The organism is Betaproteobacteria bacterium (assembly GCA_016709965.1).
Lineage (GTDB): Bacteria > Pseudomonadota > Gammaproteobacteria > Burkholderiales > Rhodocyclaceae > Azonexus > Azonexus amarohabitans.
In genome coordinates this window covers 1,873,141-1,897,124 of record JADJLT010000001.1, presented here as the reverse complement: position 1 = coordinate 1,897,124, position 23,984 = coordinate 1,873,141, and the positions used below count along the sequence as shown (strand labels likewise).

Genomic DNA, 23,984 nt, shown 5'->3' with positions numbered 1-23,984 from the left:
GTGCTATTCATCATAAAGTGAGCTGTATATTGCCACGGTCGGCACGTGTTTTCATGCAGAATTTTAGGCCTTGAAACCACACAACCTGACACTGGCCGGTAGGCTCCAGTTAAACTTTGTCCGAATCAGGCAATCGAACGAGCTTGAAGTTCGCAGGTAGAAAAGGGGCAAGTCTATGGAATCCAAATTTTCTCCCAAGGCAGTTTTGATCGATCTGGCCGGCGTCATGCATACCGGTGACGATGCGCTGCCGGGTGCGGTCCGGGCGCTTGACCGGTTGCGGGCATCCGGCCTGCCCCTGCGTTTTTTGACCAATACGACCCGAACCCCCAGTCAGGCCTTGTATGCCAAGCTTCAGCGCATGGAGTTTTCTCTGGCGCGCGCGGAAATTCAAACCGCGGCGCTGGCTGCGCGTACGCTGGTACACAGCCGGGGGCTGCGGCCACTGTGGCTGGTACATCCGGATATCGCCGATGAAATGGGAGAAAGCTCGGCCGATCCCAATATCGTCGTGCTTGGCGACATGGGTCCGTATTTCACCTATCCCATCCTTAACCATGCCTTTCGCCTGCTGATGGATGGTGTGCCACTGATGGCGATGGCCCGTAACCGCTATTTCATGGAACCCGATGGCCTGTCGCTGGACATGGGCGCCTTTGTCGCCGGGTTGGAGTATTCGGCCGGGATTAGCGCTGAAATCACCGGCAAGCCGGCCCCCGCGTTTTTCAATGCGGCGCTGTCCGAACTGGGATTGGCGGCTGCCGACACGGTATTGATCGGCGACGACCTGAGCGACGACATCGGTGGTGCGCAGGCAGTGGGCATTCCGGGACTTCTGGTGCGTACCGGCAAGTTCCGCCCCGGAGACGACACAAGTCCGGACATTCGTCCGGCAGCGGTGTTCGATGACTTCGCTGCCGCGGTCAACGCGATTCTTGGCTGAAAAACGAAAAGTCATTCGTTTTTTGTGGCCCTGACTTCACGAAAGCCGCCATCGCGGGTGCCGTGAAGCTGTCAAAATGATGGCATGCCGCCTGCCATCCTCCTCAGTACGCTCAACGCTAAATATATCCACGCCTCGCTTGGTCTGCGCTACCTGCTCGCCAACATGGATCGGCATGGCGGCAGCGGCCTGCGGGCGCAGACTGCTTTGCGCGAATTCACCATCGCCCGGCCGGTGCCGGAAATCGTCGAAGCCCTGCTCGTCGAGCTGGGTGAGCTGGTCGGTGGTGTGCCGCAAATTATTGGTTTTGGCGTCTATATCTGGAACGTGGTGCAAACCACCGAAGTGGTCCGCCAGCTCAAACGGGCTCGCCCGACCCTGAAAATCATCCTCGGTGGCCCTGAGGTCAGTTACGAGTGGGATAGTCAGGAGATCGTCCGGCTGGCTGACTATCTCATCACCGGCTGGGGCGATGTCAGTTTCCCCAAACTGTGCCGCGCCCTGCTCCACGGGCCGCAGCCACTGATGAAAGTGATCGCTGGCGAGCAGCCGGCGCTGGCTAATATTGCCTTGCCCTACGCTGAATTCAGCGTCGACGATCTGGCGCATCGCCTGCTCTACGTCGAAGCCTCGCGTGGCTGTCCGTTCAAATGCGAGTTCTGCCTCAGTTCGCTCGACAAGACCGCCTGGGCCTTTGAGGAGGAGCAATTTCTTGCTGCGCTGGATATGCTCTACCTGCGCGGGGCACGCAACTTCAAGTTTGTCGACCGCACCTTCAACCTGAAAATCGACAGCTCGCTGACCATCCTGCAGTTTTTCCTCGACCGCCTGACGCCCGACCTCTTCCTGCATTTCGAGGTCATTCCGGATCATCTGCCGGAACGCCTGAAGGCAATGATCGCCCGCTTTCCGCCCGGTGTGCTGCAGTTCGAAGTCGGCATCCAGACCTTCAACCCGGCGGTGCAGCAAGCCATCTCGCGCCGGCAGGACAACGCCAAAACCTGTGAAAACCTGAGCTGGCTGGTTAATCACAGCCACGCCCACCTGCACACCGACCTCATCTTCGGCCTGCCCGGCGAAACGCTGGGCAGCTTTGCCGCCGGCTTCGACCGCCTTTACGCGTTGCGTCCGCACGAAATCCAGCTTGGTGTACTCAAACGCCTACGTGGCACGCCCATCGCACGCCATAGCCTGGCTTACGGCATGGTGTACGATGCCGAACCGCCCTACGCCATCCAGCAAACGGCGGTCGTGGACGCCCTGACCGTGCAGCGCTTCACCCGGCTCGCCCGCTACTGGGATCTGCTGGCCAATTCCGGCCGCTTCCCGCAAACCCTGCCCATCCTGCTGGACTGCCCTTCGCCTTTCGCCGCCTTTCTCGCGTTTTCCGATTGGCTGTGGCAGAGCACCGGCCTGACCAGTCGCCTGACGCCGGAAAAACTGCTCGACGCGCTGTTCGATTACCTGACCAACGTCATCGGCCGGGAAAAGGAAAGCGTCCGACAAATACTGCTCGCTGACTACCAGTCCAGCGGTGCCCATGCCAACCCAGCCTGCCTGCAAGGTCTGCTGAAGGACCGCGAAAAGCCTGTTCCGCGCTCGGCCAGAACTTTGGTTCAGCGTCAGGATCGCCATGTCAGTGTGGGCGAGTGAGATGCCTGCCATGAAGTTTTCGCGTCTGATCCTCAATCGTCTGCAGAACCAGACAACTCCCTCAGACACGGTTGTCGTGATCGACGTGCTGCGCTCGTTTACGACGGCGGCAGTTGCGCTGGACAGAGGGGCACTTGCCATCTACCCGGTGGAGGCGTTATCCACGGCGATGTCGCTGCGCGGCCGACTCCAGAATGCTGTGTCTATCGGTGCCGTGGGTGGTGGCGATCCTGCTCCCGGCTTCGATTTCGGCAATTCACCCTCCCGTCTGATGCAGGTTGAGCTAGCCGGGAAAAATGTCGTGATGAGCACCGCTGCTGGCGTGCGTGGTTTGCAGCGATTTCGTCAGGCGCGGCAACTCTACGCGGCCAGCTTCGTTTGCGCCCGAGCCACCGCCGAGGCGATCCGCGCGGCGGGGGCAGAAGAAGTCTGCTTCATCATCACCGGCGAATGGGTCGATCGTGATGGAGACGAGGACATCGCCTGCGCCGACTACATCGAATCGCTGCTGCGCGGTGAATGCCTGGTGCCAGACGATTTTGCCCGACGCATCCGTGAATCGGATTTCGGGCAGCGTTTTGCAGCCGGCACTTGGCCAAATCTGCCCCGCGCCGACCTCGATCTCGCTGCCCACGCCGATCTGTTCAACTTTGCCATGCCGGTTAGGCGCGAAGGCGAGCATCTGGTCATTCGGTGAGTGTGTCAGCGCTAACGTATGCCAGCGTGAATTGATTGTCCGGGGGCGTGCTGATCGTTTGGGCGATGGTTTGGTGCCTGGCTCACACACTGCCGTCGGGTGGTGTCCCGTCAATACAGCCGAATAGCCGAGTCAAAATGCCAGGTCCGGCGGATTTCGATCACGTCGTACTCGCGGGCAAGTGCCGGCTGGAAGGGCAGATAGGGCGTCTGGTCCAGCACGATGCGTCGTATCGCTTCGTCGATCGCGGGGACGCCGCTGGAACGGACAAATGTAACGGACTCCACCGAGCCGTCGCTGCGAATGGCCACCGTGACCATTGGATCGGTGTGCGGTTGCATCGCAGCTTCTCGCACTTTCTCGAATCCCATATTGAAGTGAATTTTCCGGCTCCAGGCTTCTGCGTAGAGAATGAGTTCAGCATTGGCGTCGGTGCGGCCAAAGAGCCTGCCTCGGCGCATACCGCTCGACGAGGGTGACAGGCGTGTTGCCGCCTGCGCAGCGTCGCGACGGGCGGCTTCTTCGTCCAGTTGTCGACCCATCGCCCGACGCGCAGCGTCCCGCCTGGCGTTCTGCTCTCGTATGGCTTCCTGCCGCGCAGCCTCTGCCCGTGCGGTTTCCTGACGTGCTTGCTCCTGCTGGCCAGCTGCTTGCCGTGCGTTCTCTTGGCGTTCGGCATCCAGTCGTGCGGCCTCTGCCCGTGCTGCCTCCTGCCGAGCTTGCTCCTGTCGGGCTGCTGCTTGGCGTGCACTCTCCTGGCGCTCTGCGTCCAGTCGTGCAGCCTCGGCCTTTGCAACATCCTGCCGTGCTAAATCCTGACGGGCTGCTGCTTGCCGTGCGGCCTCCTGGCGCTCTGCGTCCATTCGTGCGACTTCTGCCTTCGCAGCTTCCTGCCGAGCCTGTTCCTGTCGGACTGCTGCTTGGCGTGCACTCTCCTGGCGTTCGGCGTCCATTCGTACAGCCTCGGCCTTCGCAACATCCTGCCGTGCTAAATCCTGACGGGCTGCTGCTTGCCGCGCGGCCTCCTGGCGCTCTGCGTCCAGTCGTGCGGCCTCTTCCTTTGCGTCTTCTTGCCGTGCTAATTCCTGTTGGATTGCCGCTTGTCGGGCGGCTTCGGGGCGTTCGGCGTCCAGCCGCGCCGCGTCTGCTTTCGCGGCATCCTGCGCTGCCTGCTCCTTCTGGATTGCAGCTTGTCGGGCTGCCTCCTGATGTTCGACTTCCAGCCGCGCAGACTCAGCTCGAGCAATTTCCTCCGCAACTCGTTCCCGCGCCGACTGGCCGATGCTTGCCTGCGCCGCTGAGTCGGGAGGCGCGGGTTCCAACGGTGGAGGGGGCACGACGAACTCAGGTGCTTGGGATTGCTCCAAGGCGATCACGGCGGGAAAAGGTTTCGGTGGAGGCGCAGAGTTTGCCAATATCTCTGCTGGTGCGGTAACAGGCGCGATCTCCGTCGCTGCCTTTGGCTTTACATTCGCTTTCACAGTGGGCTCGCTCTGCGTGGTGAGCGCCGGGGCCGCTGGTTCCGGGGGCGAGTCAGGACGCTGGAATGATACGACTGCCGGCCCGGTGGCCATCAATTCCGATGGCAACGGCAAAGGGGCTGCCGGGAGGGCTGGCGCTGTCTCTCTGGGCGGTGCCGGCGCGAGCACAACTTGCAGATCAGGCACTTCGATCCGTCTATCCTGCCAGGGTAAGGCCAAGCCGGGAAGACCGAACTCGTCGCCACTGAAGGTCAGGCTCAATATCAGTGCGTGGATCAACAGGGAAGTCAGCAACGGAATATAAAGTCGCCTGCCCTGAGGTCTGGCGCGGCGCATCGGCTGCCAGCCAAGCTTGGCAGCATCCATCACGGACGGTGGCGTCGGGGGCGTGCCGGGATTTGCGGAACTCAAGTGCAGATCCCCGATGCGGCTTGGGCAATGCGGCGGATGCGGGTCAGCATGGCCACCGGTTCAATCCATCTGCTACCCCGAGCACGCTGGAAAGCGATTTGCCAAAATGCCTCGCTCCATTCGCGGACCGCAACCGGAGCATCTTTCCATTCGCATCACTGCAATGCCACCTGCCACCAGGGCCATTGCCAACGAGTCGACGCCCCGGGATTCTCAGCCACCTATTCAAGTCGTACCCGGGATGCGCCGAGGCAAGACCGCGCGTTGTTGCGTTGGTGCGGACGAGGAAAGTCATGGCTTTTTGAAACCCGACAGAGTTTGTGCAGACACCAAGGAGCGTAGATGAATTGATATTCATGCGCTGATTATGCGGTCACAATCAAGCGGCCTGCAACGAAACACTGTGGGAAAACAGCTCACTCAGCTTCCCTCCCTCGACCGGCGAATGAACAGTCGTTGTCAGTGCCGAATGACTCCAACGCGAAAGCTTTGTTTTCCGGCGGGGATGGTTTTGAATTTTGGCAGTTTTTTGCCGTTGACCATGGGATTCACTACCGGCTAATCCCGCAGTTCCCGCCCAGTCAGCTTGATGAACACATCTTCCAGATTGGAGGCGCGATGCACGTAGCGCAGGCCTTCGGTGTCGGCCAGTTTGGCCAGTAGTTCGCGTGGGTCGCGGCAATAGAAGAAGGCGGTTTCGCCGCTGGTTTCGACGCGCTCGACCAGATGTTTTTCGTTTTTGACGAAATTTTCCAGTTGACCCTGGGGCCAGCCGTTGCCTTTATGGTCGTGGGATTCGTCGTAAACCTCGATGACCTGCGGTTCGATCTGCTCGGCGATGAGTTGGCGCGGACTGCCTTCGGCGATCTTGCGGCCGTGGTCGATGACGATCAGCGTGTCGCACAGGCGCTCGGCTTCGTCCATGAAGTGCGTCGTCAAAATCAGCGTTTTGCCGGCCGATTTGAGTTGTTTCAGGCGGTCCCAGATCAGGTGACGGGCTTGTGGATCGAGGCCGGTGGTCGGTTCGTCGAGGAAGATGATGTCGGGGTTGTTGACCAGTGCGCGGGCCAGGGTCAGGCGACGCTTCATGCCGCCGGACAAGGTTGAAATCCGCGCATCGCCCTTGCCGGTCAGGCTGGCGAATTCGAGCAGTTGCGGGATGCGGGCCTTGATGTCGGCGTCCGGGATGCCGAAGTAGCGGCCGAAGACGAGCAGGTTTTCGGCGCAGGTGAAATCCGGGTCGAGGTTGTCGAACTGGGGCACGACGCCAACGCGCGCCCTCGCCTGCTGGGCATCGGCGGGAATGACGTGGCCGTTGAGCGTGATGTCGCCGCTGTCCGGCGCGGTCAGGCCGAGGCAGAGGCGCAATGTTGTCGTCTTGCCGGCGCCGTTCGGGCCGAGCAGGCCGAAGCAGGTGCCGGGTTCGACGGAAAACGATAGCCCGGCGACGACTTCGGTGCCGCCGTAGGTTTTGCGTAGATTGCTGGCGTTCAGTGTCGCCATGCGCGCGTCACGATGTCGCGGATCAGGTGCAGGCGACGGTGGAAAAAGTGATCGGCGCCGGGCACGACGACGACCGGCAGGTCGTTCGGCAGCGCCCATTCGAAGACGTTGGCCAGCGGCACCGTTTCGTCGGCCGAGCCGTGAATGACGATGGTGTCGTGCGGCACGGCTTCGGTGTCGTACTGGCGCGTGCCTTCGACGTGGCCGGCGGCGGTGCCGACCAGCACGAGGCGCTGGGCCGGGTGGTTGGCTTCGGCCAGGCGCTTGCCGACGCGGGTCTGGCAGTAGGCGCCAAAGGAGAAGCCGGCCAGCGCGACGGGCAGATTGCCGCAGCGGCACTTGGCATCTTCTAGCACGGCAAGCAGGTCGTCGGTTTCGCCGACGCCTTCGTCATGGATGCCTTCCGTGCCGCCAACGCCACGGAAATTCGGGCGGAAGGCGGCGTAGCCCAGACTGATGAAGGTCTTGGCCAGCGTGTAGGCGACCTTGTTGGTATTGGCGCCGCCACCGATCGGGTGCGGGTGGGCGATCAGCGCGATGCCCCTGGGGGCATCCGGGCGCTCCATGATGACGTCGATCTTGCCGACCGGGCCATCAACGACGATTTTCTCTTCGACGACTTTCATATTTTCAGACGCTCCACGATGCGGCCTTTGATCAAATGTTCCTGAATGATTTCCTCGACGTCTTCCTTGTCTACATAGGTGTACCAGACGGCTTCGGGATAGACGACCATGACCGGACCTTGATCGCAGCGGTCCATGCAGCCGGCCTTGTTAATGCGTACCTTGCCCTCGCCTTTCATCTTCAACTTGGCGATGCGGTCCTTGGCGTAGGTTTGCATTTCGGTAGCGCCGAGGGCGTTGCAACAGCCTTCGCCCGGATCGCGCTGGTTGCAGCAGAAAAAGACGTGGTGTTTGAAGTGGCTCATGCGGACTCTCCTGTGAGGTCTGCCATTATAGGCGACGCAGTTTCACGTGGAACGAAAGAGCACGCGGCTAGCTCGCCCGGGCCGCTAGCGTCGGTTGACCAAAGTAGCCTGCAGGTTGACGAAGACCTTGCGTTTTCCGACCTCGCATTCGAGGCTGGATAAACCCGGCGTGTATTGCTCGTACATCCGGCTGCGAATCTTGATGATTGAATCAAATTTCTGCGCTTTGGCTCGATCTGCCATCTCCTGCAAAGCATTCAATGCAGCGCTTTTGCAGGCTTCCGGAACGCCGATAGTGCCGATATCGGCTGATCCAGCGTAGTCGTCAGGCCCGGAACGCAACGCGTACGCAGGTGCATCGCTTTCCCGATAAGCCTTTATCTCGGGGCCGAGGATGGCCTGTGCTTCGGGAGAAGTGAGGATGGGGTCAAGCGGGACATAAATCGAACCTTCCCAAGGGGGCCGATAGGGCTGGTTGAGCAGGCGCTTGTCTTCGTCTGCGGCGCGCAGGGCGCCTTCCGGCGTCAGACCGAAGGTCGCATGTAGCGTGACGATGGTCACTTTGTAGGCAGGTTGGCAGGTAAAGCGATTGGGGTCCGGTTCGGGGTCGTCACCAGCCATGGCCCGTAAATCGATGATGGCATCGAATCCCTTGGTCGCGGCATCACTGATCATTGAGCGGAGGGCGTTTTCGAACGCTTCGACGCAATGCCGACGCGAGCCGCCGAAAGGGCTGATGCTGATGCCGGTGCCGGTATAAGTGTCGGGCCGGGTTTTTTCTGCAAACGCCGGCTTGGCATCGTTGGCCAGGTAAATCTTGACCGCCGGGTTGGTGAAGGACTTGACCGAGCGTGTGGCGAGCAGGTCTCGGTAGTTGAAATACTCAGGATCAGCGGCTTGTGCACCAAGCGCCAAGCAGGCGAGGCAGGCGGTGGTGGTCAGATGGCGTCGTTTCATCGGCAGAGGCATGGACATGTGACACGGGCAGACTGGCCCAGAAGGGAGTATGTCGATTATGACATCAAGATCGATGTGCCAGCTATTGCCGGGCGGGGGCAAGCAATTTCAAATTTGCTCATTTTTTCCGGTTGACCGTGGAACCCGCCGTTGTCGTGCTGTCTTTTTAAGCCTCAGAACCAGCTCTCAACCTTGCTCCGCGATGGCACGCCGCCGGCATGAACGACGGCGCCGTCGATGACTACGCCGGGCGTAGACATCACGCCGCAGCCGATGATGGCGGCCATATCCTCGACTTTTTCCAGCGTCACTTCGACGCCCTTTTCCTTGGCGACCGCTTCGACCAGGGCAATCGTGTTGCGACAGTTGGCGCAGCCTGTACCGAGAACCTTGATGTTTTTCATGATGATTCCTTTCGCGGGATTGTGAGAAAAGCTGTCTTGCTACAGCACCCAGTTGAAAACATAGCCAACGAGCAGGATGCCGGCTGCCACGACCCCGGCAAAGGTCGCGATCAGGGTCGGCTTGAGCGCCTTGCGCAGGATGATCATTTCCGGCGCCGAGAGGGCGATCACGCTCATCATGAAGGCGAGTACGGTACCCATCGCCGCGCCCTTGCCGATCAGCGCCTCGACAATCGGAATGACGCCGGCCGCGTTGGTGTACATCGGCACGCCGAGCAACACGGCGGCCGGTACGGCCCACCACACATCCTTGCCCATGAAGGAGGCCATGAAGTCTTCCGGCACGTAACCGTGGATGCCCGCACCCAGCGCAATACCGGCCAAAATGTAGGGCCATACCTTGCCGACGATTTCTTTGACATGGGCGCCACCGGCTTCAAAACGCTCGACCCAGGATGGTTGTTCATCCGAATGATGCGCAGCCTGCTCGCCGAGTATTTTCTGCACCCAGTCTTCGAGAAAGCGTTCCATCTTCAGCTTGCCGATGATCAGTCCGGAAATGATGGCGACGAACAGGCCCAGACCCAGATAGAGCGCGGCCACCTTCCAGCCGAACATGCCAAACAGTAGCACCAGCGCGACTTCATTGACCATGGGCGCTGAAATCAGGAATGAGAAAGTCACGCCGAGCGGCACGCCGGCGGACAGAAAGCCAATGAACAGTGGCACGGCCGAGCACGAGCAGAAAGGCGTGACGATGCCTAGCGAAGCGGCTAGCACATTGCCAACGCCCTCGCGTTTGCCGGACAGCATTGCCCGTGTTCGCTCCGGCGAAAAGAAGGTCTGGATGATGCCCATGACGAAAACGATGCCGGTGAGCAGCAAGACCACTTTCGGGCTGTCGTAGAAGAAGAAATGGACGGCCTCGCCAAAGCGCGTCTGCCGCGTTAGCCCGAGAATCTCAACGATCCAGTCAGCAAAAGCCGTGAGCTGGCTATAGGCAAACAACCAGGCGACGGTCGCCACAGAGATGCCGATCAGCCACTGGATCAGTTTGTTGCGATCAGATGTTTCGACAGGAACGGCGGTCATCGGCTTGCTCCGGGTTCAGCTTAAAGATATTTACGTCTACGAAGACGAGGTTTCGGCGAAAAAGACGCAGGATTTGTCACTTTCTGACCAAAGTGATTGGTTGTGCAGGCGCCACGTTCTCCGGCTGAAAGGTGACATGGTTGATATCAAGTTTGCCGGCCACTGCTGTCAGGTCATCCAGTATCCGGGCCCAGTCGGCGATGTTTTCGACCCGCACATGCGCCGAGATGGCCAGACGTTCGGCGGCGATAGGCCAGACGTGCAAATCATGCACCTCGCTTACACCCGCCACCTTGGCCAGCGACAGGCCAATTTGCTCAATATTCATCGAGAACGGCACGCCATCCAGCGTCGCATGCACGGCCTCGCGCAACAGGCGCATGCTGGAGGCGAGAATCAGGCCGCCGATCAGGATGGACAGCAACGGGTCAATGGGTGTCCAGCCGGTGAACCAGATCACGGCGCCGGCCACAATGGCGGCGACCGATCCGAGTGCATCACCCGTCACATGGAGTAGCGCTGCACGAATATTGAGGTTGCGCTCGCCACGGGAAAGGACCCAGGCTACGACGAGATTGATCAGCAAACCGATCACCGCGACCAGGCTGACCGTGGCGCCATCGACACTGCCCGGGCTTTGCAGCCGATGCCACGCCTCAGTCGCAATCATGAAGACCACGACGAGCATCGACACCGCATTGACCAACGCGGCCAGCAGTTCGGCCCGGCCGAGGCCGTAGGTGTGCTTTCGGCTGGGCGGACGTGCTGCCAGCCAAGCGGCCAGGGCAGAAATGCCGAGCGCGGCGCCATCGGTCACCATGTGTCCGGCATCGGCCAGCAAGGCCAGTGAACCCGAACGCCAGCCGGCAACCAGTTCGATGACCGAATAGCCAATCGTCAGCGCCAAGGCAATCAACAGGGTTTTGCCCGTCGCCAGGTGGGTATGCGCTGCTTCGTGCTGATGTTCGTTCAAGAGGAGCCCCAAGCTTTCCTGGCTAATCAGCGCTCAGGTTTTGCCGTCATCCTGCTCCTGTTCCGCCTCCAGAAGCATGCTGACCAGCGAGCTCAAACCTTCTTTTTGCGCAGCTTCCGAAATCTCTTCCAGACGTGCCCCGGCGTCGATCAAGCGGGCGGTTTCACAATTGGCAGGCAATTCCTGGCGGAATTCCCGCAAGCGCTCGGTCACCCTTGCACTGACATTGACCGAGCTATCGAGCGCGGCGTTGTCTTTGCCACCTTCCTCGCAGGCCTCAAAGAGAGCGCCAGCGAGGGCATGCAAACCCTCCTCGCTGGCACAGCTTGAAATTTCGGCAGGACTGGCATTGCGGGCAATGGCGGCAGCGGTCTTGCTGTCTTTGGGCAAGGTGCCACTAAATGACTCGAGAATCTGCTTGATGATATCCATGTCGTTCTCCTTAACCTCAGTCCGGGCGCAAATGTCCCTTCATTCAGTTTAGGAGACGATAGTCACAAATTTTAGGTGTGCCGTATGTGCGCCTGGCATCATTGGCCAGACAACGGTGGGCGAGGCGTAAAGCTGCAAACGGCCCCTGATTCGTCGTAACGAACCTGGCAGCCCTTTTCCATTTTCTGGCGCAGATGCAGGCGCGCCCGTTGCAGGCGGGATTTGGCGCCGGACAGCGACAGACCCAGGTATTCGGCCAGTGCCTGTTGTGACTGTCCATCGATATCGCAAAACATGATGGCCTGACGATCAGTCTCTGAAAGTTCGGAGAGGACTCGTGGCAGGCACTGGCTGAGTGCATCCACTGGCAATGCTTCATCGAGCAGCGGCGCTGCCAGATCATCCGGCAGGGAAACATGCTCGCGCGCTACCCGCAAGCGATCCGCCAGGGCGTTGCGTGCTACCTGAAATAGCCAGGCACGCGGATGGTCGACACCGCAAAACTGGTCGCCCTGACGCATGGCCTTGATGAAGACCTCCTGAAGAATTTCTTCGGCATCCTCGATGTGCCCAACGCGATGCCGCAGGTAGCCGAGCAACTCGGCTTCGCAGGCGGACCAGGCGGTCATCAGGCAGGGCGCGGTCATTGGCCGCTTGTCGAGTCGGGACGGGCCACGGGTCAGGTCGTTCCCGCCTGGCGTCGGGAGAGCCATTTCTCGGCTGCGACCACCAGCGAACACAGCACGGCGACTACTGAAATCTCTACCCATTCATTGATGCCGATCGGCGCAGTCTGGAACAGGCGGTTCATGATTGGCAGGTAGGTCAGCAACATTTGCAGACCAAGCGTGATGCCGACGCCAACCCATATCCACGGGTTGGAAAACAAGCCCTGCTTCCAGAATCCCTGAGTCAGCGAACGGCAGTTGAACAGGTATGCCGCTTCGACCATGACGAAGACGTTGAGGGATACGGTGCGTGCTTCGGCCAGGGTGTGCCCCTGCTCCAGTGCGCGCAGGAAAAGGCCGAACGAGCCGGCCAGCAGCAGCAGCGAAACCAGCACAATGCGCCGGATCAGGCCGGCGTCGAGAACCGGCATGTCGAGCCGGCGTGGCGCCCGTTGCATGATGCCGCGCTCGATCGGTTCGAAGGCCAGCGGCAGGCCGAGGAGCACGGCGGTGGTCATGTTGATCCACAGGATCTGCAGCGGGGTGATCGGCAGCGTGACGCCGAACAGGATGGCGGCAACGATGACCAGACCTTCGCCGAAATTGGTCGGCAGCGTCCAGGTGATGAATTTGACCAGGTTGTCCCAGACGCCCCTGCCCTCCTCGACCGCTGCCTCGATGCTGGCGAAGTTGTCGTCGGTGAGCACCATCGCTGCGGCTTCCTTGGCGACTTCAGTGCCGCCGAGGCCCATGGCCACGCCGATGTCGGCCTGCTTGAGTGCGGGGGCGTCGTTGACCCCGTCGCCGGTCATCGCCACGACTTCGCCGCGGGCCTGCAGGGCGCGGACGAGGCGCAATTTTTGTTCCGGTTCAACGCGGGCAAAGACGTCGACGCTGTGGGCAGCCTCGGCCAATGCAGCATCGTCGAGCGTGGCCAGTTCGCGGCCAGTCAGGGCGCGCTCGGCGTTCAGGCCGATCTGGCGGGCGATGGCCAGCGCCGTGACGGCGTGGTCGCCGGTGATCATCTTGACCCTGATGCCGGCCGAATGGCAGTTGCGGATGGCAGCCGTCGCTGCCTTGCGCGGCGGGTCGATCATGCCGACGATGCCGATCAGGGTCAGTGTTTCAATGCTTTCCGCGGTCAACCGAAAATTTTGCCCAAAATCGAAATTTTTGCGCGCCAGCAGCAGCACGCGCATGCCTTGCTCGGCATAGGTTTGCGCTGCTTTTTCGATGACGCTGAGGTCGACGGGCGTCGTGACACCCTCTGCACCCAGTTGATTGACGCACAGAGGCAGCAATCGTTCGAGCGCGCCTTTGACGTAGATGACGTCATCGCCATCACTGCGATGGGCCGTGGCCATGAATTGCCGGCAGGCGTCAAAGGGCAGGACATCGATACGCGGGAAGCGCGTTCCCAGCGCATGTTCATCCAGTTCAGCCTTGCGGGCGGCTACGATCAGCGCCGCTTCGGTGGGGTCACCGGTGATCTTCCATTGACCGTGCTCATGACGCAGTGAAGCATCATTGCAGAGCGCCCCGGCGATCAGGCATTCACGGGCCGGTTCATCGAGGCTGGCAGCGACGCCGTCCACGCTGATGGCGCCGTCGGGGGTGTAGCCGTGACCACCCAGCACATAGTCCTGGCCGCTGCTCCACAGGGCACGAACGGTCATCGCGTTTTCGGTCAGCGTGCCCGTTTTGTCCGAGCAGATGACGGTCGTGCTGCCCAGCGTTTCAACCGCCGGCAGGTGGCGGATGATGGCACGCCGCTTCGCCATGCGTGCGACGCCTATGGCAAGCGTGACGGTGACAGCGGCCGGCAGGCCTTCCGGAATGGCACCAATGGCCAGCGCCACGGCGGCAATGAACATGTCGAAGGCCGTTTCGCCACGCAGCAGTCCGACGGCAACCGTCAGCAGCGCCAGCCCGCCGATGGCCCACAACAGCCACCGGGAGAAGGTGTCCATCTTGCGCGTCAGCGGCGTCACCATGTTGGGCGCTGTGGCTATCAGGTCGGCAATGCGCCCGGTTTCGGTGGCATCGCCCGTGGCGATCACCAATCCGCAGCCCTGCCCGGCGACGACGGTCGTGCCCGCGTAGGCCATGTTGAGCCGGTCGGCCAGCAAGGTATCGGCCGGTAGCGGGCCGGCCTGCTTGTACGCCGGTTGCGATTCGCCGGTGAGCATCGAATCGTCCGTAAGCATTTCATGCTGCAGGATCAGTCGCAGATCAGCCGGAATGCGGTCGCCGGCGTTGAGCAGAACGATGTCGCCGGGGACCAGTTGTGACGCATCCAGGTGCTTTCGATGCCCGTCGCGACGCACGGTCACTGGCGTCGCGACGCTCCGCGCCAGAGCCGCCAGCGCCCCTTCGGCCTTGGCTTCCTGCCAGTAGCCGATCATGGCGTTGATGAATACGACGCCAAATATTACGCTGGCATCGACTATTTCCCCCAGGGCGCTGGTGATCACGCCGGAGGCAATCAGGACGAGTACGAGCGGTTCCGTCAGTTGGGCGGCAAAGCGTCGCCAGGCGGGCATACCGGGAACTTCGGTCAGGCAGTTCGGGCCGTGTTCGGCCAGTCTGACGGCTGCTTCGTCTTCATTCAGCCCGGTGGCGCTGTCGACGGTCAGTCGTCGGGCGGCCGCTTCGGCAGAATCGGCATGCCAGGCTATGCCCGGCGCGTGGTCAGCAAAAGAAATGGCAGGGTCAGGAAAGGCCATAGGCTAGCCACCAGTCGGGTCAGGCCGTTGAAATTCAGAAAGTGCCCCTGTCGCCAGACGGCCAGTGCGGCGGCCGAATAGGGGTTGTGCGGTGCCATGTTGACCAACACTGTACCGGTAATCAGCGCAAGAACGGCGATCATCAAGCGCGGCGTGGCTGGCAAGGCGATGGCGATGCCAAGGATGAGGCTGCCTACGATCAGGCCAAGCTGGGCGCCTGGCGTCAGCCAGGCCAGGGCGTCGGCGGGGCTGACCAGTATGGCTGCGGCGACGGTGGAGATGCTCAGGCAGAGCAGCAGGAAAAGCGGAACGATCAGGTAGGCAAAGAGCAACTTGGCGCACAGCATGCGAACGATCAGGCCGATGGCGACGACATTGAAGGCCGTGATACTGGCCTCGATGAGGATGAAACTTTCGGTGGCAAAGGGGACCGCGCCGGTCAACCCGAAAATTTGCCGCAAATCGCCAGCGCCGAAGAGCAGCGTTTCCGGTGACAGCGGAACAAGCAGCCACAAGCCAAGCAATGTCAGGCCGAGTTCGGCGTGCGGGATGGGGGCGATCAGTTGATGTTCGAGCGCGGCGACTCGGGCGAAGACGCGTGGTCCGACCGATTTTGCCCATAGCGCCCCGAGCAGCCCACCCAGACTGTTGCAGGCAAGGTCGAGATTGGAGGGAACGCGGGATGGCAGCCAGGTCTGCAGGCTTTCCATGCTGAAACTGACGCCACCGGCGAGCAGTATCGCCAGTATCAGGCCGGTAAAACGACCCGGCAGGGTGCTCAAGGCCAACGTCAAGAAAAAGCCCAGCGGCAGATAGACGGCGACGTTGGCGATAAGGTCGAATACCGTCCAGTAACGCGGCCAGCCGCCTTCGAGAAATGCGAAGGGCGAGACGCCGGTATCGCGCCAGCCGGAAAACGGATGCAGGCTGGCGTAGACGACCAAGCCCGACCAGGCGAGCGCCAGGTAGCGGGAAAGCAGGATGGGGCCACGATCGTGATGAGGCATGCTTCTGATTTTAGGAGCTATCGGGCAACCCGTCAGCCCTTATGTTTATTAACAAAGATGACGGCAGGACGCAATATCTGGCGAAATTGCGTCACATTGTCAGGAAAAATCTGATAAATATTCGATTCGGGCTGATTTTTATACAGATCGGTGTCGATGTGAACGTCCAGCGACGTGGTGGTTTTCTGCCGCCGCCCGGTGGTGCAAGGCTTCGTAAATATCGTGTTGCAGCAGCCGATGACAAATAGCGATGGAAACGAGCAGGTAGAGAACGACAAACCAGATCAACATGATCGAGCGGACAATGACGGCATGAGGTAAAAAACGCAAAAATTATAAAGTTTTTGCGGGTTTTTGCCGGGTCAAAACGGTGCGTCGCTGTGAAATTGCATGGCTACTGCGGTCAACGGGTGGAAAAGGCCTAAATCCATAGCATGCAGCAGCAGTCGTTCGGCACGTTCAGTGGCCGCACCGCCGTAGAGATCGTCACCGAGAATCGGATGGCCGAGGGAGGCCATATGGACGCGAAGCTGGTGCGAGCGACCGGTGATGGGCTCCAGCTCGACGCGTGTCGTATTGGCCAGCGGATCGCGGCTAATGACGCGAAAACGCGTCTGCGACGGCTTCCCAATTTCGAAGTCGACCTTCTGTCTGGGGCGATTTGGCCAGTCGCAGATCAGCGGCAGGTCGACTTCGCCATTATCGACGGCCATCAACCCGTGGACGATAGCGAGGTAACGCTTGTCGATCTGGCGATCACGAAAAAATCTGGAAAGCTGCCGATGCATTTCCGCACCACGGGCCAGAACCAGCAAGCCGGAGGTGGACATGTCGAGACGATGGGCGATCAGCGCATCCGGAAACCTGGCTTGAACGCGCGTCGCCAGGCAGTCGTCCATCCCTGCCCCGCGACCCGGGACGGAAAGCAAACCGGACGGTTTGTCGACGACGATTATTTCGGTGTCGGCATGAATGACAGCCAGGCCATTGTCAGGGGGCGGCAAATAAACACTCAAAATGGCGTTACCCTGATGCTGCAATGACTATCCCGAAATGGTGTGTTTTCGCGTGACCAACCTGATCCGGGTGAAACCTGCGCGCAGATGCGCTGCTCGCTGGAATTTCCGACCCACCAATACCAGAGGGCTGGTTTGGCCGGCGTGTGAGTGGCCATCAGGCTCAGCGCAAGCCCCAGCAACAGTTTCCCGAGCGTTGTTTTGTATGCAGAATCTGCTTGCAAAGCGGTCATGGTAAATGTACTGTATTTATACACAGTAAAAATAGTAAAGGAGCGGGCAGGAAATATACCCTGTCCGCGCCATGAATTCGCTGAAATTGAATCTTGCCCCAAGCATATCCCGGCCGGTCGGGTGATCAAACAAGCGCAGCAATTTCTATTCCATCTTTGGCCCCTGTGCCATAATCCAGTCAAATTTTCGAGGTATGCCCATGGACGACAACAAGGCAAAGGCGCTGGCAGCAGCGCTGCAACAGATTGAAAAGCAATTCGGCAAGGGCTCCATCATGAAGATGGGCGATGCCGAAATCGACGAAGGCATCCAGGTGGTTTCCACCGGTTCGCTCGGTCTGGACATTGCCCTTGGCGTTGGTGGCCTGCCGCGTGGCCGCGTAGTCGAAATATACGGCCCGGAATCGTCTGGCAAGACGACACTCTGCCTGCAAGTCGTTGCCGAAATGCAAAAGCTCGGTGGTGTTGCTGCCTTCATCGACGCTGAACACGCACTCGATCCGCAATACGCCCAGAAACTTGGTGTCAGCGTCGGTGATCTGCTGATTTCGCAACCGGACACCGGCGAACAGGCCCTGGAAATCGCCGACATGCTGGTTCGTTCCGGCTCGGTCGACATCATTGTTATCGACTCGGTCGCCGCCCTCACCCCGCGCGCTGAAATCGAGGGCGAAATGGGTGACCAGATGGTTGGCCTCCACGCTCGCCTGATGAGCCAGGCCCTGCGCAAGCTGACTGCCAATATCAAGAAAACCAATACGCTGGTTATCTTCATCAATCAGATCCGCATGAAGATCGGTGTCATGTTTGGTTCGCCGGAAACCACGACCGGTGGCAATGCACTCAAGTTCTATGCATCCGTTCGCCTCGATATTCGCCGTATTGGCGCGATCAAGAAAGGCGACGAAGTCATCGGCAGCGAAACCAAGGTCAAGGTCGTCAAGAACAAGGTTGCCCCACCCTTCCGCGAAGCGATCTTTGACATTCTCTACGGCGAGGGAATTTCTCGTCAGGGCGAGGTGGTCGAAATGGGTGTGGCTCACAAGCTGGTTGAAAAATCCGGTGCCTGGTATTCCTACAAGGGCGAAAAAATCGGTCAGGGCAAAGACAATTCCCGTGAATTTTTGAAGTCGCATCCTGAAATCGCTCAGGAGATCGAAGCAAAGATTCGCGAATCTGCAAGCACCACTGTCATCAAGCCGACCAAGGCAGCTGCCGCGGATGCCTGATCTGCGCGTCCGTGCCCTGCAATTGCTCACCCGGCGTGATTACAGCCGGGCGGGCCTCCAGGCCAAGCTGGCCATATATGCGGAATCCGCAGAAGAGCTCGCGGTAGTTCTTGATACCTTGCAAGCTGAACGATTGCTGTCAGACTGTCGCTACGCCACGCAACGGGTCGTCGTGAGGGCACGCCGCTACGGCAACGCCCGCCTTCGTCAGGATCTGCGACAGCAGGGCGTCAGCGATGACGACATCGCAACGGCCTTGCCCGAGGCGGGCGATGAGACAGAGCGTTGCCGTGCTATTTGGGCGCGAAAGTTCGGTCGACCGCCGGAATCCGCCGAGGAACGTGCCAAACAGATTCGGTTCCTGCAATATCGGGGTTTTTCCGGCGATTCCATTCGTCGGGTGATGTGCGGAGTGAACGAATGAACATGCCGATATCCAAACTCTCGGCGCATAACCTCAAGAAGCGTTACAAGGCGCGGACCGTCGTCGAAGACGTCTCTTTCGAGGTCAAGTCTGGCGAAGTGGTTGGCTTGCTCGGCCCCAATGGTGCAGGCAAGACCACATGTTTTTACATGATTGTCGGTCTGGTCGCAGCCGATGGCGGCGAAGTCTATATCGACGACAACAAATTGACCCATCTGCCCATGCATAGCCGGGCACGGCTTGGATTGTCCTATCTTCCTCAGGAAGCCTCGGTATTTCGCAAGCTGAATGTCGAAGAAAACGTCCGCGCCATTCTAGAACTGCTTGATTTGCCCGAGGCCGAATTGAACGACCGCCTCGAGGGCCTGCTTGGCGAACTGCACGTCAGTCACGTTCGTCACGTCAATGCAGCAGCACTTTCCGGTGGTGAGCGTCGGCGGGTAGAAATTGCCCGGGCATTGGCTACCAATCCCCGTTTTATCCTGCTTGATGAGCCTTTTGCCGGTGTCGATCCGATTGCGGTGCTCGAAATCCAGAAAATCATTCGCTTTCTCAAGGACCGCGGGATAGGTGTCTTGATCACTGATCACAATGTTCGAGAAACGCTCGGTATTTGCGATCATGCGTACATTATCAACGCTGGAAATGTACTGGCTGCTGGACGGCCGGATGAAATCGTTGATAATGAAAGCGTACGAAAGGTTTATCTCGGCGAGCACTTCAAGCTTTGACCGGAAAATAAGAACCGTCCACAACAACTAATGAAGCCGGCACTCCAGCTAAAACTCTCTCAACACCTTGCGCTGACACCTCAGCTGCAGCAATCGATAAAGTTGCTACAGCTGTCGACGATCGAAATGCAGCAGGAAATCGAGCGTTATCTGCTCGAAAACCCGATGCTTGAGCGTGAAGATGAGCACGGGACTGAAACGTTTTCCAGTGCCCAACAGTTTGACGCGCCGCAAACTACGGAAGGTGAGCGTGAGCAGCGTGTCGAGCGCGAAGAGCGGGACGCTCGGGATGATCGGGAGCAGGATGTTCCGTCGGCACCATCCGATGTCGATGATGACCGCTGGGCGGCTGATGCGGGCACTTTTACCGGCGCCGGCCGTGACGAGGACGACGATAGCGATTCGCAGGATATCCACGGTACGAGCATAAGTTTGCGCGACCATCTCGGCTGGCAACTGGGCATGACCCAGGTCTCGGAGAGAGACCGCACTTTGGTTCGTTTCCTGATTGAAGCACTCGATGACGATGGTTATCTGTCAGCGTCGCTGCTCGAATTGTGGGAAACGCTGCCTGCCGAATACGAAATTGAAATCGAAGAACTTGAAATCGCTCTGCACCTGATCCAGAACTTTGATCCGGTCGGAATTGGTGCGCGCAATCTGCGGGAATGTTTGGCTTTGCAACTGAAGGCATTCCCGGCGGACGACGCGGACCGAGCCTTGGCCTTGATCATTGTCGAAAAGCATCTCGAACTGTTGGCTGCCCGTGATTTCACCAAGATTCGGCGCCTCACTGGCTGTGATGACGAGGCCCTCAAAGCGGCAAACGCGGTCATTACCAGTCTTGATCCCCGGCCGGCAGCACGTTTCGCCCAGATAGAAGCGCGCTACATTACCCCTGATGTAATCGTGAAGAAGCTGAAGGGCAAGTGGACTGCGTATATCAATCCTGATGCATATCCGCGCTTACGTATCAATCGCCTGTATGCTGAAATTTTGGCCAAGCAGCGTCGCGGCAATGGCAATTTATCGACCCAGTTGCAGGAAGCGCGCTGGCTCATCAAGAATGTTCAGCAACGTTTCGAAACCATTCACCGGGTCACTCAAGCCATTGTTGATCGTCAGCGCCAGTTTTTCGAGCATGGCGAAGTTGCAATGAGGCCTTTGGTCTTGCGCGAAATTGCCGATATTCTTGGCTTGCACGAGTCGACTGTGTCCCGGGTGACCAGCCAGAAATACATGGCAACGCCGCGCGGCATCTTCGAATTGAAATATTTCTTTGGCAGTCACGTTTCCACCGATACTGGTGGTGCGTGTTCAGCTACCGCCATTCGTGCCCTGATCAAGCAGTTGATTGGAGCAGAGGATGGCAAGAAGCCCTTGTCGGATAGTCAATTATCCGAAATACTAGGCCAACAGGGAATCGTAGTTGCCCGACGGACGGTTGCAAAATACCGCGAGTCGCTCAACATCCCACCGGTCAATTTACGCAAGACCCTGTAGAGAGAGGAGAAAAAAGTGAATCTGCAGATTAGTGGTCACCATATCGAAGTTACCCCGGCACTTCGCGAATACGTCGAGAACAAGCTGGATCCGGTTATCCGTCATTTTGACAAGGTAACAGGGGTTAGCGTCGTTCTGTCTGTTGAAAAATTGAAACAGAAGGCGGAAGTTACTGTGCACGTCCCTGGTAAGGATATGCATGTCGAAGAGTCCGGTGACGATCTCTACGCGGCTATCGATGCCATGTTTGATAAACTGGACCGTCAGGTTCAGAAATACAAGCAGAAGGTTCAGAATCACCATCGCGGTGAAAAACCCGGACTGCACGCTGTCGCTGAATAAGCGATGAATGGGCCGCAGCATAATGCTGCGGCCTTTGTTTTCATCACCTCTCTATGAATCCTTTAACCAATCTTCTTTCTGCCCAACAAGTTCTGCTCGATCTCGACGCCAGTAGTAAAAAGCGGGTTTTCGAACAGGTCGGCATGCTTTTCGAGAATCACCTCGGACTCGCACGATCGATAATTTTCGATAGCCTGTTCGCACGTGAAAAACTGGGCTCTACCGGTCTGGGTCAGGGTGTGGCCATTCCTCACGGACGTATCAAGGGGTTGAAACAGGCAGTCGGTGCATTCATGCGCTTGGCGACTCCGGTACCGTTTGATTCGCCGGATGGCCGTCCGGTCGATCTGCTATTTGTCTTGCTGGTCCCTGAGCAGGCGACTGAGCAACATTTGCAGATTCTTTCAGAGTTGGCGCAGCATTTTTCAGACCGGGCATTCCGCGAGAAACTCCATGCGGCACCTGATCCATCAGCAGTTGTGGCACTGTTTCAGAGCTAGTGCTCAATCGTGCGCTACGTCAGTCTGGTTCAGCTCTACGAGGATAATCGGGAAAAGCTGCTGCTGAACTGGAGCGTCGCCCCCCATGTTGATCGCCGTGTCGAGATAAAAGGCTCGAATAACTACGGTGCTGATCTTGTTGGGCACATCAATATTATTCATCCGGAACGTTTGCAAGTGCTTGGGCTGGCCGAGAATGAATGGGCGATGCGCATTGGCGAGCGCCGTTTCGGGCAAATGTTTAGTGACCTCCTTGGTGCATTGCCACCGGCGGTTATTGTGGCAGATGCGCTGATTCCTCCGCCGGCCGTTGTTGATATCTGTACTGAGTCCGGCACTCCCTTGATTTTCTCGCCCAAGCCCTGCTCGGCGATCATTGATCTGTTGCGGATCTATCTTTCGTCACGTTTGGCCAATACGGTGAGTCTTCATGGCGTATTCATGGACGTGCTAGGCATGGGCGTCCTTGTTACTGGTGATTCCGGTGTGGGTAAATCGGAGCTGGCACTTGAATTGATTTCGCGCGGTCATGGGTTGGTGGCTGATGATGTGGTCGAGATGGCGCGAATAGCCCCTACAACCATTGAAGGCCGTTGCCCAGGTATGTTGCGAGACTTTCTCGAGGTTCGCGGCCTAGGCTTGCTCAACATCCGGACCATTTTCGGCGAGACAGCGTCGCGCCGGAAAATGAAACTAAAGTTGATCGTCCATTTGCAAAAGACATCGGCTGCAGCGGATGCCCCACGTTTGCCACTTGATGCACAAACTCATGAAGTGTTGGGAGTTCCGATCCGCAAGGTGGTAATTCCGGTTGCTGCTGGTCGAAATCTTGCGGTTCTACTTGAGGCTGCTGTCAGGAATACCATTTTGCAGTTGCGGGGGATCGATAGCATGCAGGATTTCATGGATCGTCAACATCGGACAATGCTTGACGATGACGCATGAATGATCGATAGTGCCTTGGCGTTTTTTAACCTGACTTAGGGGACATCCGATGAAGAAACTGATCACGCTGTTGCTTGTAGCATTCGCGGCTACCACCGCCTATGCGGCCGATGATTGTGCGGCCACGGCTGCTGAAAAGAAGTTGGCCGGTGCCGCAAAGAACAGTTTTATGAAGAAATGCTCAGCTGACGCCGCCGCAAAATAATTAATTAGCTTGGATCATTCGGCCATCCGGGGATGGCCGATTTTCGTTTACAGGTGCTCAAATTCGGCGATATCGGCAGAAGGATCGTTTCCTGAATTGCCGAAACTAATCTGCCCGCGATTTTCGAGCTGAACTTCATGGCGACGAACCATGATTTCCTGGCGACCAGAGAGGGTGACAAAACAACCATTCGTGCTGGTATCGACCAGAAAGAAGCCATCGGCTCGCCTTTCAATCCGTGCGTGCTGCCGGGAAGCTTTGCGGTCTATCACAAGCAATTTACATTCGAGATCCCGTCCAATGGTTAGCACGGGCGTCTTGTCGTCAAGCAGGAAGGCTTTTCCGCGATGCCTCACGCATAGGCGATCCACCGGCATCGGGCTGTTTGATCCGAAGGCTGAGAGCAGGGAAGGTGTTCCACCTTGGTAGCTTGGCCAGGTGATCTGAAATAATGCCAATACTGAGTCGTCTTCCTGAATGGTACCCAGATTGGGCATTGGGTCCGCAATGATGATCCCAGGTTGCGGCAGCTCATCAAACAATAGCGAACTGCACAAAATTTGGTCACGACGAGCAGTGCCCGCGATACGTGCGGCACTGGTAATTGCTGGACCGGAAATTTTATTGCCGTCATCCGAGACCACGCCACAATGCAGGCCAATGCGGATGGTCAATTTAAGGCCGGAAACGGGTGGCAGATCGGCGATGCGCTGTTGCATGTCGATAGCTGACTGGCACGCGTCTTCTGCTGCTTCAAAAGTGGCAAGCAATTCGTCGCCAACAACCTCTATCGTTCGTCCTTTATAACCATCGATAGAGCGTTTCATTCTTTTCAGGCAACGTTCGACAGCGTGCATTGCCTCTTTGTCTCCAAGCCGCTCGAAAAGCGCGGAACTGCCGGAGACATCGGCAAACATCACGATCAATTTGCGTTGCGTGGCGCTCATTGGCTAGCGACTGCCCAAAATTTATCTACCA

At 58.6% G+C, this 23,984-nt stretch carries 26 protein-coding genes; 12 read left to right on the top strand and 14 right to left on the bottom strand.

All coding sequences use genetic code 11. The annotated features are described in order from the left end of the window. Window positions 1–175: 175 nt before the first annotated feature. The 3 genes from IPJ12_09355 to IPJ12_09345 all read left to right on the top strand — a co-directional run bounded on the left by IPJ12_09355 (window position 176) and on the right by IPJ12_09345 (window position 3,293). Window positions 176–943 carry a TIGR01458 family HAD-type hydrolase gene (locus tag IPJ12_09355; GenBank protein MBK7647349.1) on the top strand — a complete coding sequence of 256 codons (768 nt, stop codon included), beginning with the start codon at window positions 176–178 and terminating at the stop codon, window positions 941–943. Between the two features lie 84 nt (window positions 944–1,027). Beyond that, complete coding sequence (locus IPJ12_09350; GenBank protein ID MBK7647348.1) at window positions 1,028–2,596, top strand: DUF4080 domain-containing protein; 1,569 nt, start codon at window positions 1,028–1,030, stop codon at window positions 2,594–2,596. A 10-nt stretch (window positions 2,597–2,606) separates the two neighbouring features. Then, complete coding sequence (locus tag IPJ12_09345; GenBank protein ID MBK7647347.1) at window positions 2,607–3,293, top strand: 2-phosphosulfolactate phosphatase; 687 nt, start codon at window positions 2,607–2,609, stop codon at window positions 3,291–3,293. 110 nt (window positions 3,294–3,403) lie between these two features. On the opposite strand, the gene IPJ12_09340 is transcribed toward IPJ12_09345, so the two are convergent. The 12 genes from IPJ12_09340 to IPJ12_09285 form a co-directional block, all read right to left on the bottom strand. Then, window positions 3,404–5,185: a TonB C-terminal domain-containing protein gene (locus IPJ12_09340; protein ID MBK7647346.1), complete on the bottom strand. Its 1,782-nt coding sequence runs from the start codon at window positions 5,183–5,185 to the stop codon at window positions 3,404–3,406. Window positions 5,186–5,743: 558 nt separating this feature from the next. Next, entirely contained in the window at window positions 5,744–6,688 is a 945-nt protein-coding gene (locus IPJ12_09335; protein MBK7647345.1) for an ATP-binding cassette domain-containing protein, read from the bottom strand. Further along, on the bottom strand, window positions 6,676–7,314 hold the full coding sequence (locus tag IPJ12_09330; GenBank protein MBK7647344.1) for an alpha/beta hydrolase: 639 nt from the start codon (window positions 7,312–7,314) through the stop codon (window positions 6,676–6,678). Before IPJ12_09330 ends, IPJ12_09335 begins: the two co-directional genes overlap by 13 nt. Next, complete coding sequence (locus IPJ12_09325) at window positions 7,311–7,619, bottom strand: NAD(P)H-dependent oxidoreductase subunit E (protein MBK7647343.1); 309 nt, start codon at window positions 7,617–7,619, stop codon at window positions 7,311–7,313. The genes IPJ12_09330 and IPJ12_09325 overlap by 4 nt, the downstream gene beginning before the upstream one ends. Window positions 7,620–7,703: 84 nt before the next feature. Continuing rightward, window positions 7,704–8,594 carry a hypothetical protein gene (locus IPJ12_09320; GenBank protein MBK7647342.1) on the bottom strand — a complete coding sequence of 297 codons (891 nt, stop codon included), beginning with the start codon at window positions 8,592–8,594 and terminating at the stop codon, window positions 7,704–7,706. Between the two features lie 155 nt (window positions 8,595–8,749). Further along, window positions 8,750–8,980 carry a thioredoxin family protein gene (locus IPJ12_09315; protein MBK7647341.1) on the bottom strand — a complete coding sequence of 77 codons (231 nt, stop codon included), beginning with the start codon at window positions 8,978–8,980 and terminating at the stop codon, window positions 8,750–8,752. A gap of 39 nt (window positions 8,981–9,019) precedes the next feature. Next, entirely contained in the window at window positions 9,020–10,072 is a 1,053-nt protein-coding gene (locus tag IPJ12_09310; protein MBK7647340.1) for a permease, read from the bottom strand. Window positions 10,073–10,148: 76 nt separating this feature from the next. Then, entirely contained in the window at window positions 10,149–11,057 is a 909-nt protein-coding gene (locus tag IPJ12_09305; GenBank protein ID MBK7647339.1) for a cation transporter, read from the bottom strand. Between the two features lie 21 nt (window positions 11,058–11,078). Next, window positions 11,079–11,477, bottom strand: a complete 399-nt coding sequence (locus IPJ12_09300) for a hypothetical protein (protein ID MBK7647338.1) — start codon at window positions 11,475–11,477, stop codon at window positions 11,079–11,081. 98 nt (window positions 11,478–11,575) lie between these two features. After that, window positions 11,576–12,124, bottom strand: coding sequence for a sigma-70 family RNA polymerase sigma factor (locus IPJ12_09295; GenBank protein MBK7647337.1), 549 nt, complete (start codon window positions 12,122–12,124; stop codon window positions 11,576–11,578). A gap of 32 nt (window positions 12,125–12,156) precedes the next feature. Next, window positions 12,157–14,871 (bottom strand): cation-transporting P-type ATPase, encoded by a 2,715-nt coding sequence (locus tag IPJ12_09290; protein ID MBK7647336.1) that lies wholly within the window; start codon window positions 14,869–14,871, stop codon window positions 12,157–12,159. Then, window positions 14,820–15,878 (bottom strand): VanZ family protein, encoded by a 1,059-nt coding sequence (locus tag IPJ12_09285; GenBank protein MBK7647335.1) that lies wholly within the window; start codon window positions 15,876–15,878, stop codon window positions 14,820–14,822. The genes IPJ12_09290 and IPJ12_09285 overlap by 52 nt, the downstream gene beginning before the upstream one ends. Window positions 15,879–15,919: 41 nt before the next feature. Between IPJ12_09285 and IPJ12_09280 the strand changes: the two genes are divergently transcribed. Next, window positions 15,920–16,126 carry a hypothetical protein gene (locus tag IPJ12_09280; protein MBK7647334.1) on the top strand — a complete coding sequence of 69 codons (207 nt, stop codon included), beginning with the start codon at window positions 15,920–15,922 and terminating at the stop codon, window positions 16,124–16,126. A 114-nt stretch (window positions 16,127–16,240) separates the two neighbouring features. Here IPJ12_09280 and IPJ12_09275 read toward each other — a convergent pair whose 3' ends face one another. Beyond that, a complete protein-coding gene (locus IPJ12_09275; protein ID MBK7647333.1) occupies window positions 16,241–16,897 on the bottom strand; it encodes an RNA pseudouridine synthase in 657 nt (218 codons plus the stop codon). A gap of 430 nt (window positions 16,898–17,327) precedes the next feature. On the opposite strand from IPJ12_09275, the gene recA reads away from it, so the two are divergent. Genes recA through IPJ12_09235 form a run of 8 tightly spaced genes read left to right on the top strand, consistent with a single transcriptional unit; the run spans window position 17,328 to window position 23,006 of the window. After that, the gene (gene recA / locus IPJ12_09270; GenBank protein ID MBK7647332.1) at window positions 17,328–18,356 is read left to right on the top strand and encodes a recombinase RecA; all 1,029 of its coding nucleotides are present in this window, start codon (window positions 17,328–17,330) and stop codon (window positions 18,354–18,356) included. Then, on the top strand, window positions 18,349–18,780 hold the full coding sequence (recX, locus tag IPJ12_09265) for a recombination regulator RecX (GenBank protein ID MBK7647331.1): 432 nt from the start codon (window positions 18,349–18,351) through the stop codon (window positions 18,778–18,780). The genes recA and recX overlap by 8 nt, the downstream gene beginning before the upstream one ends. Beyond that, window positions 18,777–19,511, top strand: coding sequence for an LPS export ABC transporter ATP-binding protein (lptB, locus tag IPJ12_09260; GenBank protein MBK7647330.1), 735 nt, complete (start codon window positions 18,777–18,779; stop codon window positions 19,509–19,511). Before recX ends, lptB begins: the two co-directional genes overlap by 4 nt. Window positions 19,512–19,541: 30 nt before the next feature. Further along, entirely contained in the window at window positions 19,542–21,014 is a 1,473-nt protein-coding gene (locus IPJ12_09255; GenBank protein ID MBK7647329.1) for an RNA polymerase factor sigma-54, read from the top strand. Between the two features lie 15 nt (window positions 21,015–21,029). Further along, window positions 21,030–21,356, top strand: coding sequence for a ribosome-associated translation inhibitor RaiA (gene raiA, locus IPJ12_09250; protein MBK7647328.1), 327 nt, complete (start codon window positions 21,030–21,032; stop codon window positions 21,354–21,356). Between the two features lie 53 nt (window positions 21,357–21,409). Then, entirely contained in the window at window positions 21,410–21,856 is a 447-nt protein-coding gene (gene ptsN / locus IPJ12_09245) for a PTS IIA-like nitrogen regulatory protein PtsN (GenBank protein ID MBK7647327.1), read from the top strand. Window positions 21,857–21,865: 9 nt separating this feature from the next. Next, window positions 21,866–22,801: an HPr kinase/phosphorylase gene (locus tag IPJ12_09240; protein MBK7647326.1), complete on the top strand. Its 936-nt coding sequence runs from the start codon at window positions 21,866–21,868 to the stop codon at window positions 22,799–22,801. Window positions 22,802–22,850: 49 nt separating this feature from the next. Then, on the top strand, window positions 22,851–23,006 hold the full coding sequence (locus IPJ12_09235) for a hypothetical protein (GenBank protein ID MBK7647325.1): 156 nt from the start codon (window positions 22,851–22,853) through the stop codon (window positions 23,004–23,006). Window positions 23,007–23,053: 47 nt separating this feature from the next. Here IPJ12_09235 and IPJ12_09230 read toward each other — a convergent pair whose 3' ends face one another. Continuing rightward, window positions 23,054–23,953: an adenylate/guanylate cyclase domain-containing protein gene (locus IPJ12_09230; protein MBK7647324.1), complete on the bottom strand. Its 900-nt coding sequence runs from the start codon at window positions 23,951–23,953 to the stop codon at window positions 23,054–23,056. Window positions 23,954–23,984 lie beyond the last annotated feature (31 nt).

Excerpts from the sequence above, each read along its gene's own strand:
- IPJ12_09285 (MBK7647335.1), bottom strand. The coding sequence starts at position 15,878 with ATGCCTCATCACGATCGTGGCCCCATCCTGCTTTCCCGCTACCTGGCG.
- recX (MBK7647331.1), top strand. The coding sequence starts at position 18,349 with ATGCCTGATCTGCGCGTCCGTGCCCTGCAATTGCTCACCCGGCGTGAT.
- IPJ12_09310 (MBK7647340.1), bottom strand. The coding sequence starts at position 10,072 with ATGACCGCCGTTCCTGTCGAAACATCTGATCGCAACAAACTGATCCAG.
- IPJ12_09290 (MBK7647336.1), bottom strand. The coding sequence starts at position 14,871 with ATGGCCTTTCCTGACCCTGCCATTTCTTTTGCTGACCACGCGCCGGGC.
- ptsN (MBK7647327.1), top strand. The coding sequence starts at position 21,410 with ATGAATCCTTTAACCAATCTTCTTTCTGCCCAACAAGTTCTGCTCGAT.
- IPJ12_09355 (MBK7647349.1), top strand. The coding sequence starts at position 176 with ATGGAATCCAAATTTTCTCCCAAGGCAGTTTTGATCGATCTGGCCGGC.
- IPJ12_09320 (MBK7647342.1), bottom strand. The coding sequence starts at position 8,594 with ATGTCCATGCCTCTGCCGATGAAACGACGCCATCTGACCACCACCGCC.
- IPJ12_09255 (MBK7647329.1), top strand. The coding sequence starts at position 19,542 with ATGAAGCCGGCACTCCAGCTAAAACTCTCTCAACACCTTGCGCTGACA.
- IPJ12_09235 (MBK7647325.1), top strand. The coding sequence starts at position 22,851 with ATGAAGAAACTGATCACGCTGTTGCTTGTAGCATTCGCGGCTACCACC.
- IPJ12_09230 (MBK7647324.1), bottom strand. The coding sequence starts at position 23,953 with ATGAGCGCCACGCAACGCAAATTGATCGTGATGTTTGCCGATGTCTCC.
- recA (MBK7647332.1), top strand. The coding sequence starts at position 17,328 with ATGGACGACAACAAGGCAAAGGCGCTGGCAGCAGCGCTGCAACAGATT.
- IPJ12_09295 (MBK7647337.1), bottom strand. The coding sequence starts at position 12,124 with ATGACCGCGCCCTGCCTGATGACCGCCTGGTCCGCCTGCGAAGCCGAG.
- IPJ12_09350 (MBK7647348.1), top strand. The coding sequence starts at position 1,028 with ATGCCGCCTGCCATCCTCCTCAGTACGCTCAACGCTAAATATATCCAC.
- lptB (MBK7647330.1), top strand. The coding sequence starts at position 18,777 with ATGAACATGCCGATATCCAAACTCTCGGCGCATAACCTCAAGAAGCGT.
- IPJ12_09280 (MBK7647334.1), top strand. The coding sequence starts at position 15,920 with ATGTTTATTAACAAAGATGACGGCAGGACGCAATATCTGGCGAAATTG.
- IPJ12_09345 (MBK7647347.1), top strand. The coding sequence starts at position 2,607 with ATGAAGTTTTCGCGTCTGATCCTCAATCGTCTGCAGAACCAGACAACT.
- IPJ12_09315 (MBK7647341.1), bottom strand. The coding sequence starts at position 8,980 with ATGAAAAACATCAAGGTTCTCGGTACAGGCTGCGCCAACTGTCGCAAC.
- IPJ12_09300 (MBK7647338.1), bottom strand. The coding sequence starts at position 11,477 with ATGGATATCATCAAGCAGATTCTCGAGTCATTTAGTGGCACCTTGCCC.
- IPJ12_09325 (MBK7647343.1), bottom strand. The coding sequence starts at position 7,619 with ATGAGCCACTTCAAACACCACGTCTTTTTCTGCTGCAACCAGCGCGAT.
- IPJ12_09335 (MBK7647345.1), bottom strand. The coding sequence starts at position 6,688 with ATGGCGACACTGAACGCCAGCAATCTACGCAAAACCTACGGCGGCACC.
- IPJ12_09330 (MBK7647344.1), bottom strand. The coding sequence starts at position 7,314 with ATGAAAGTCGTCGAAGAGAAAATCGTCGTTGATGGCCCGGTCGGCAAG.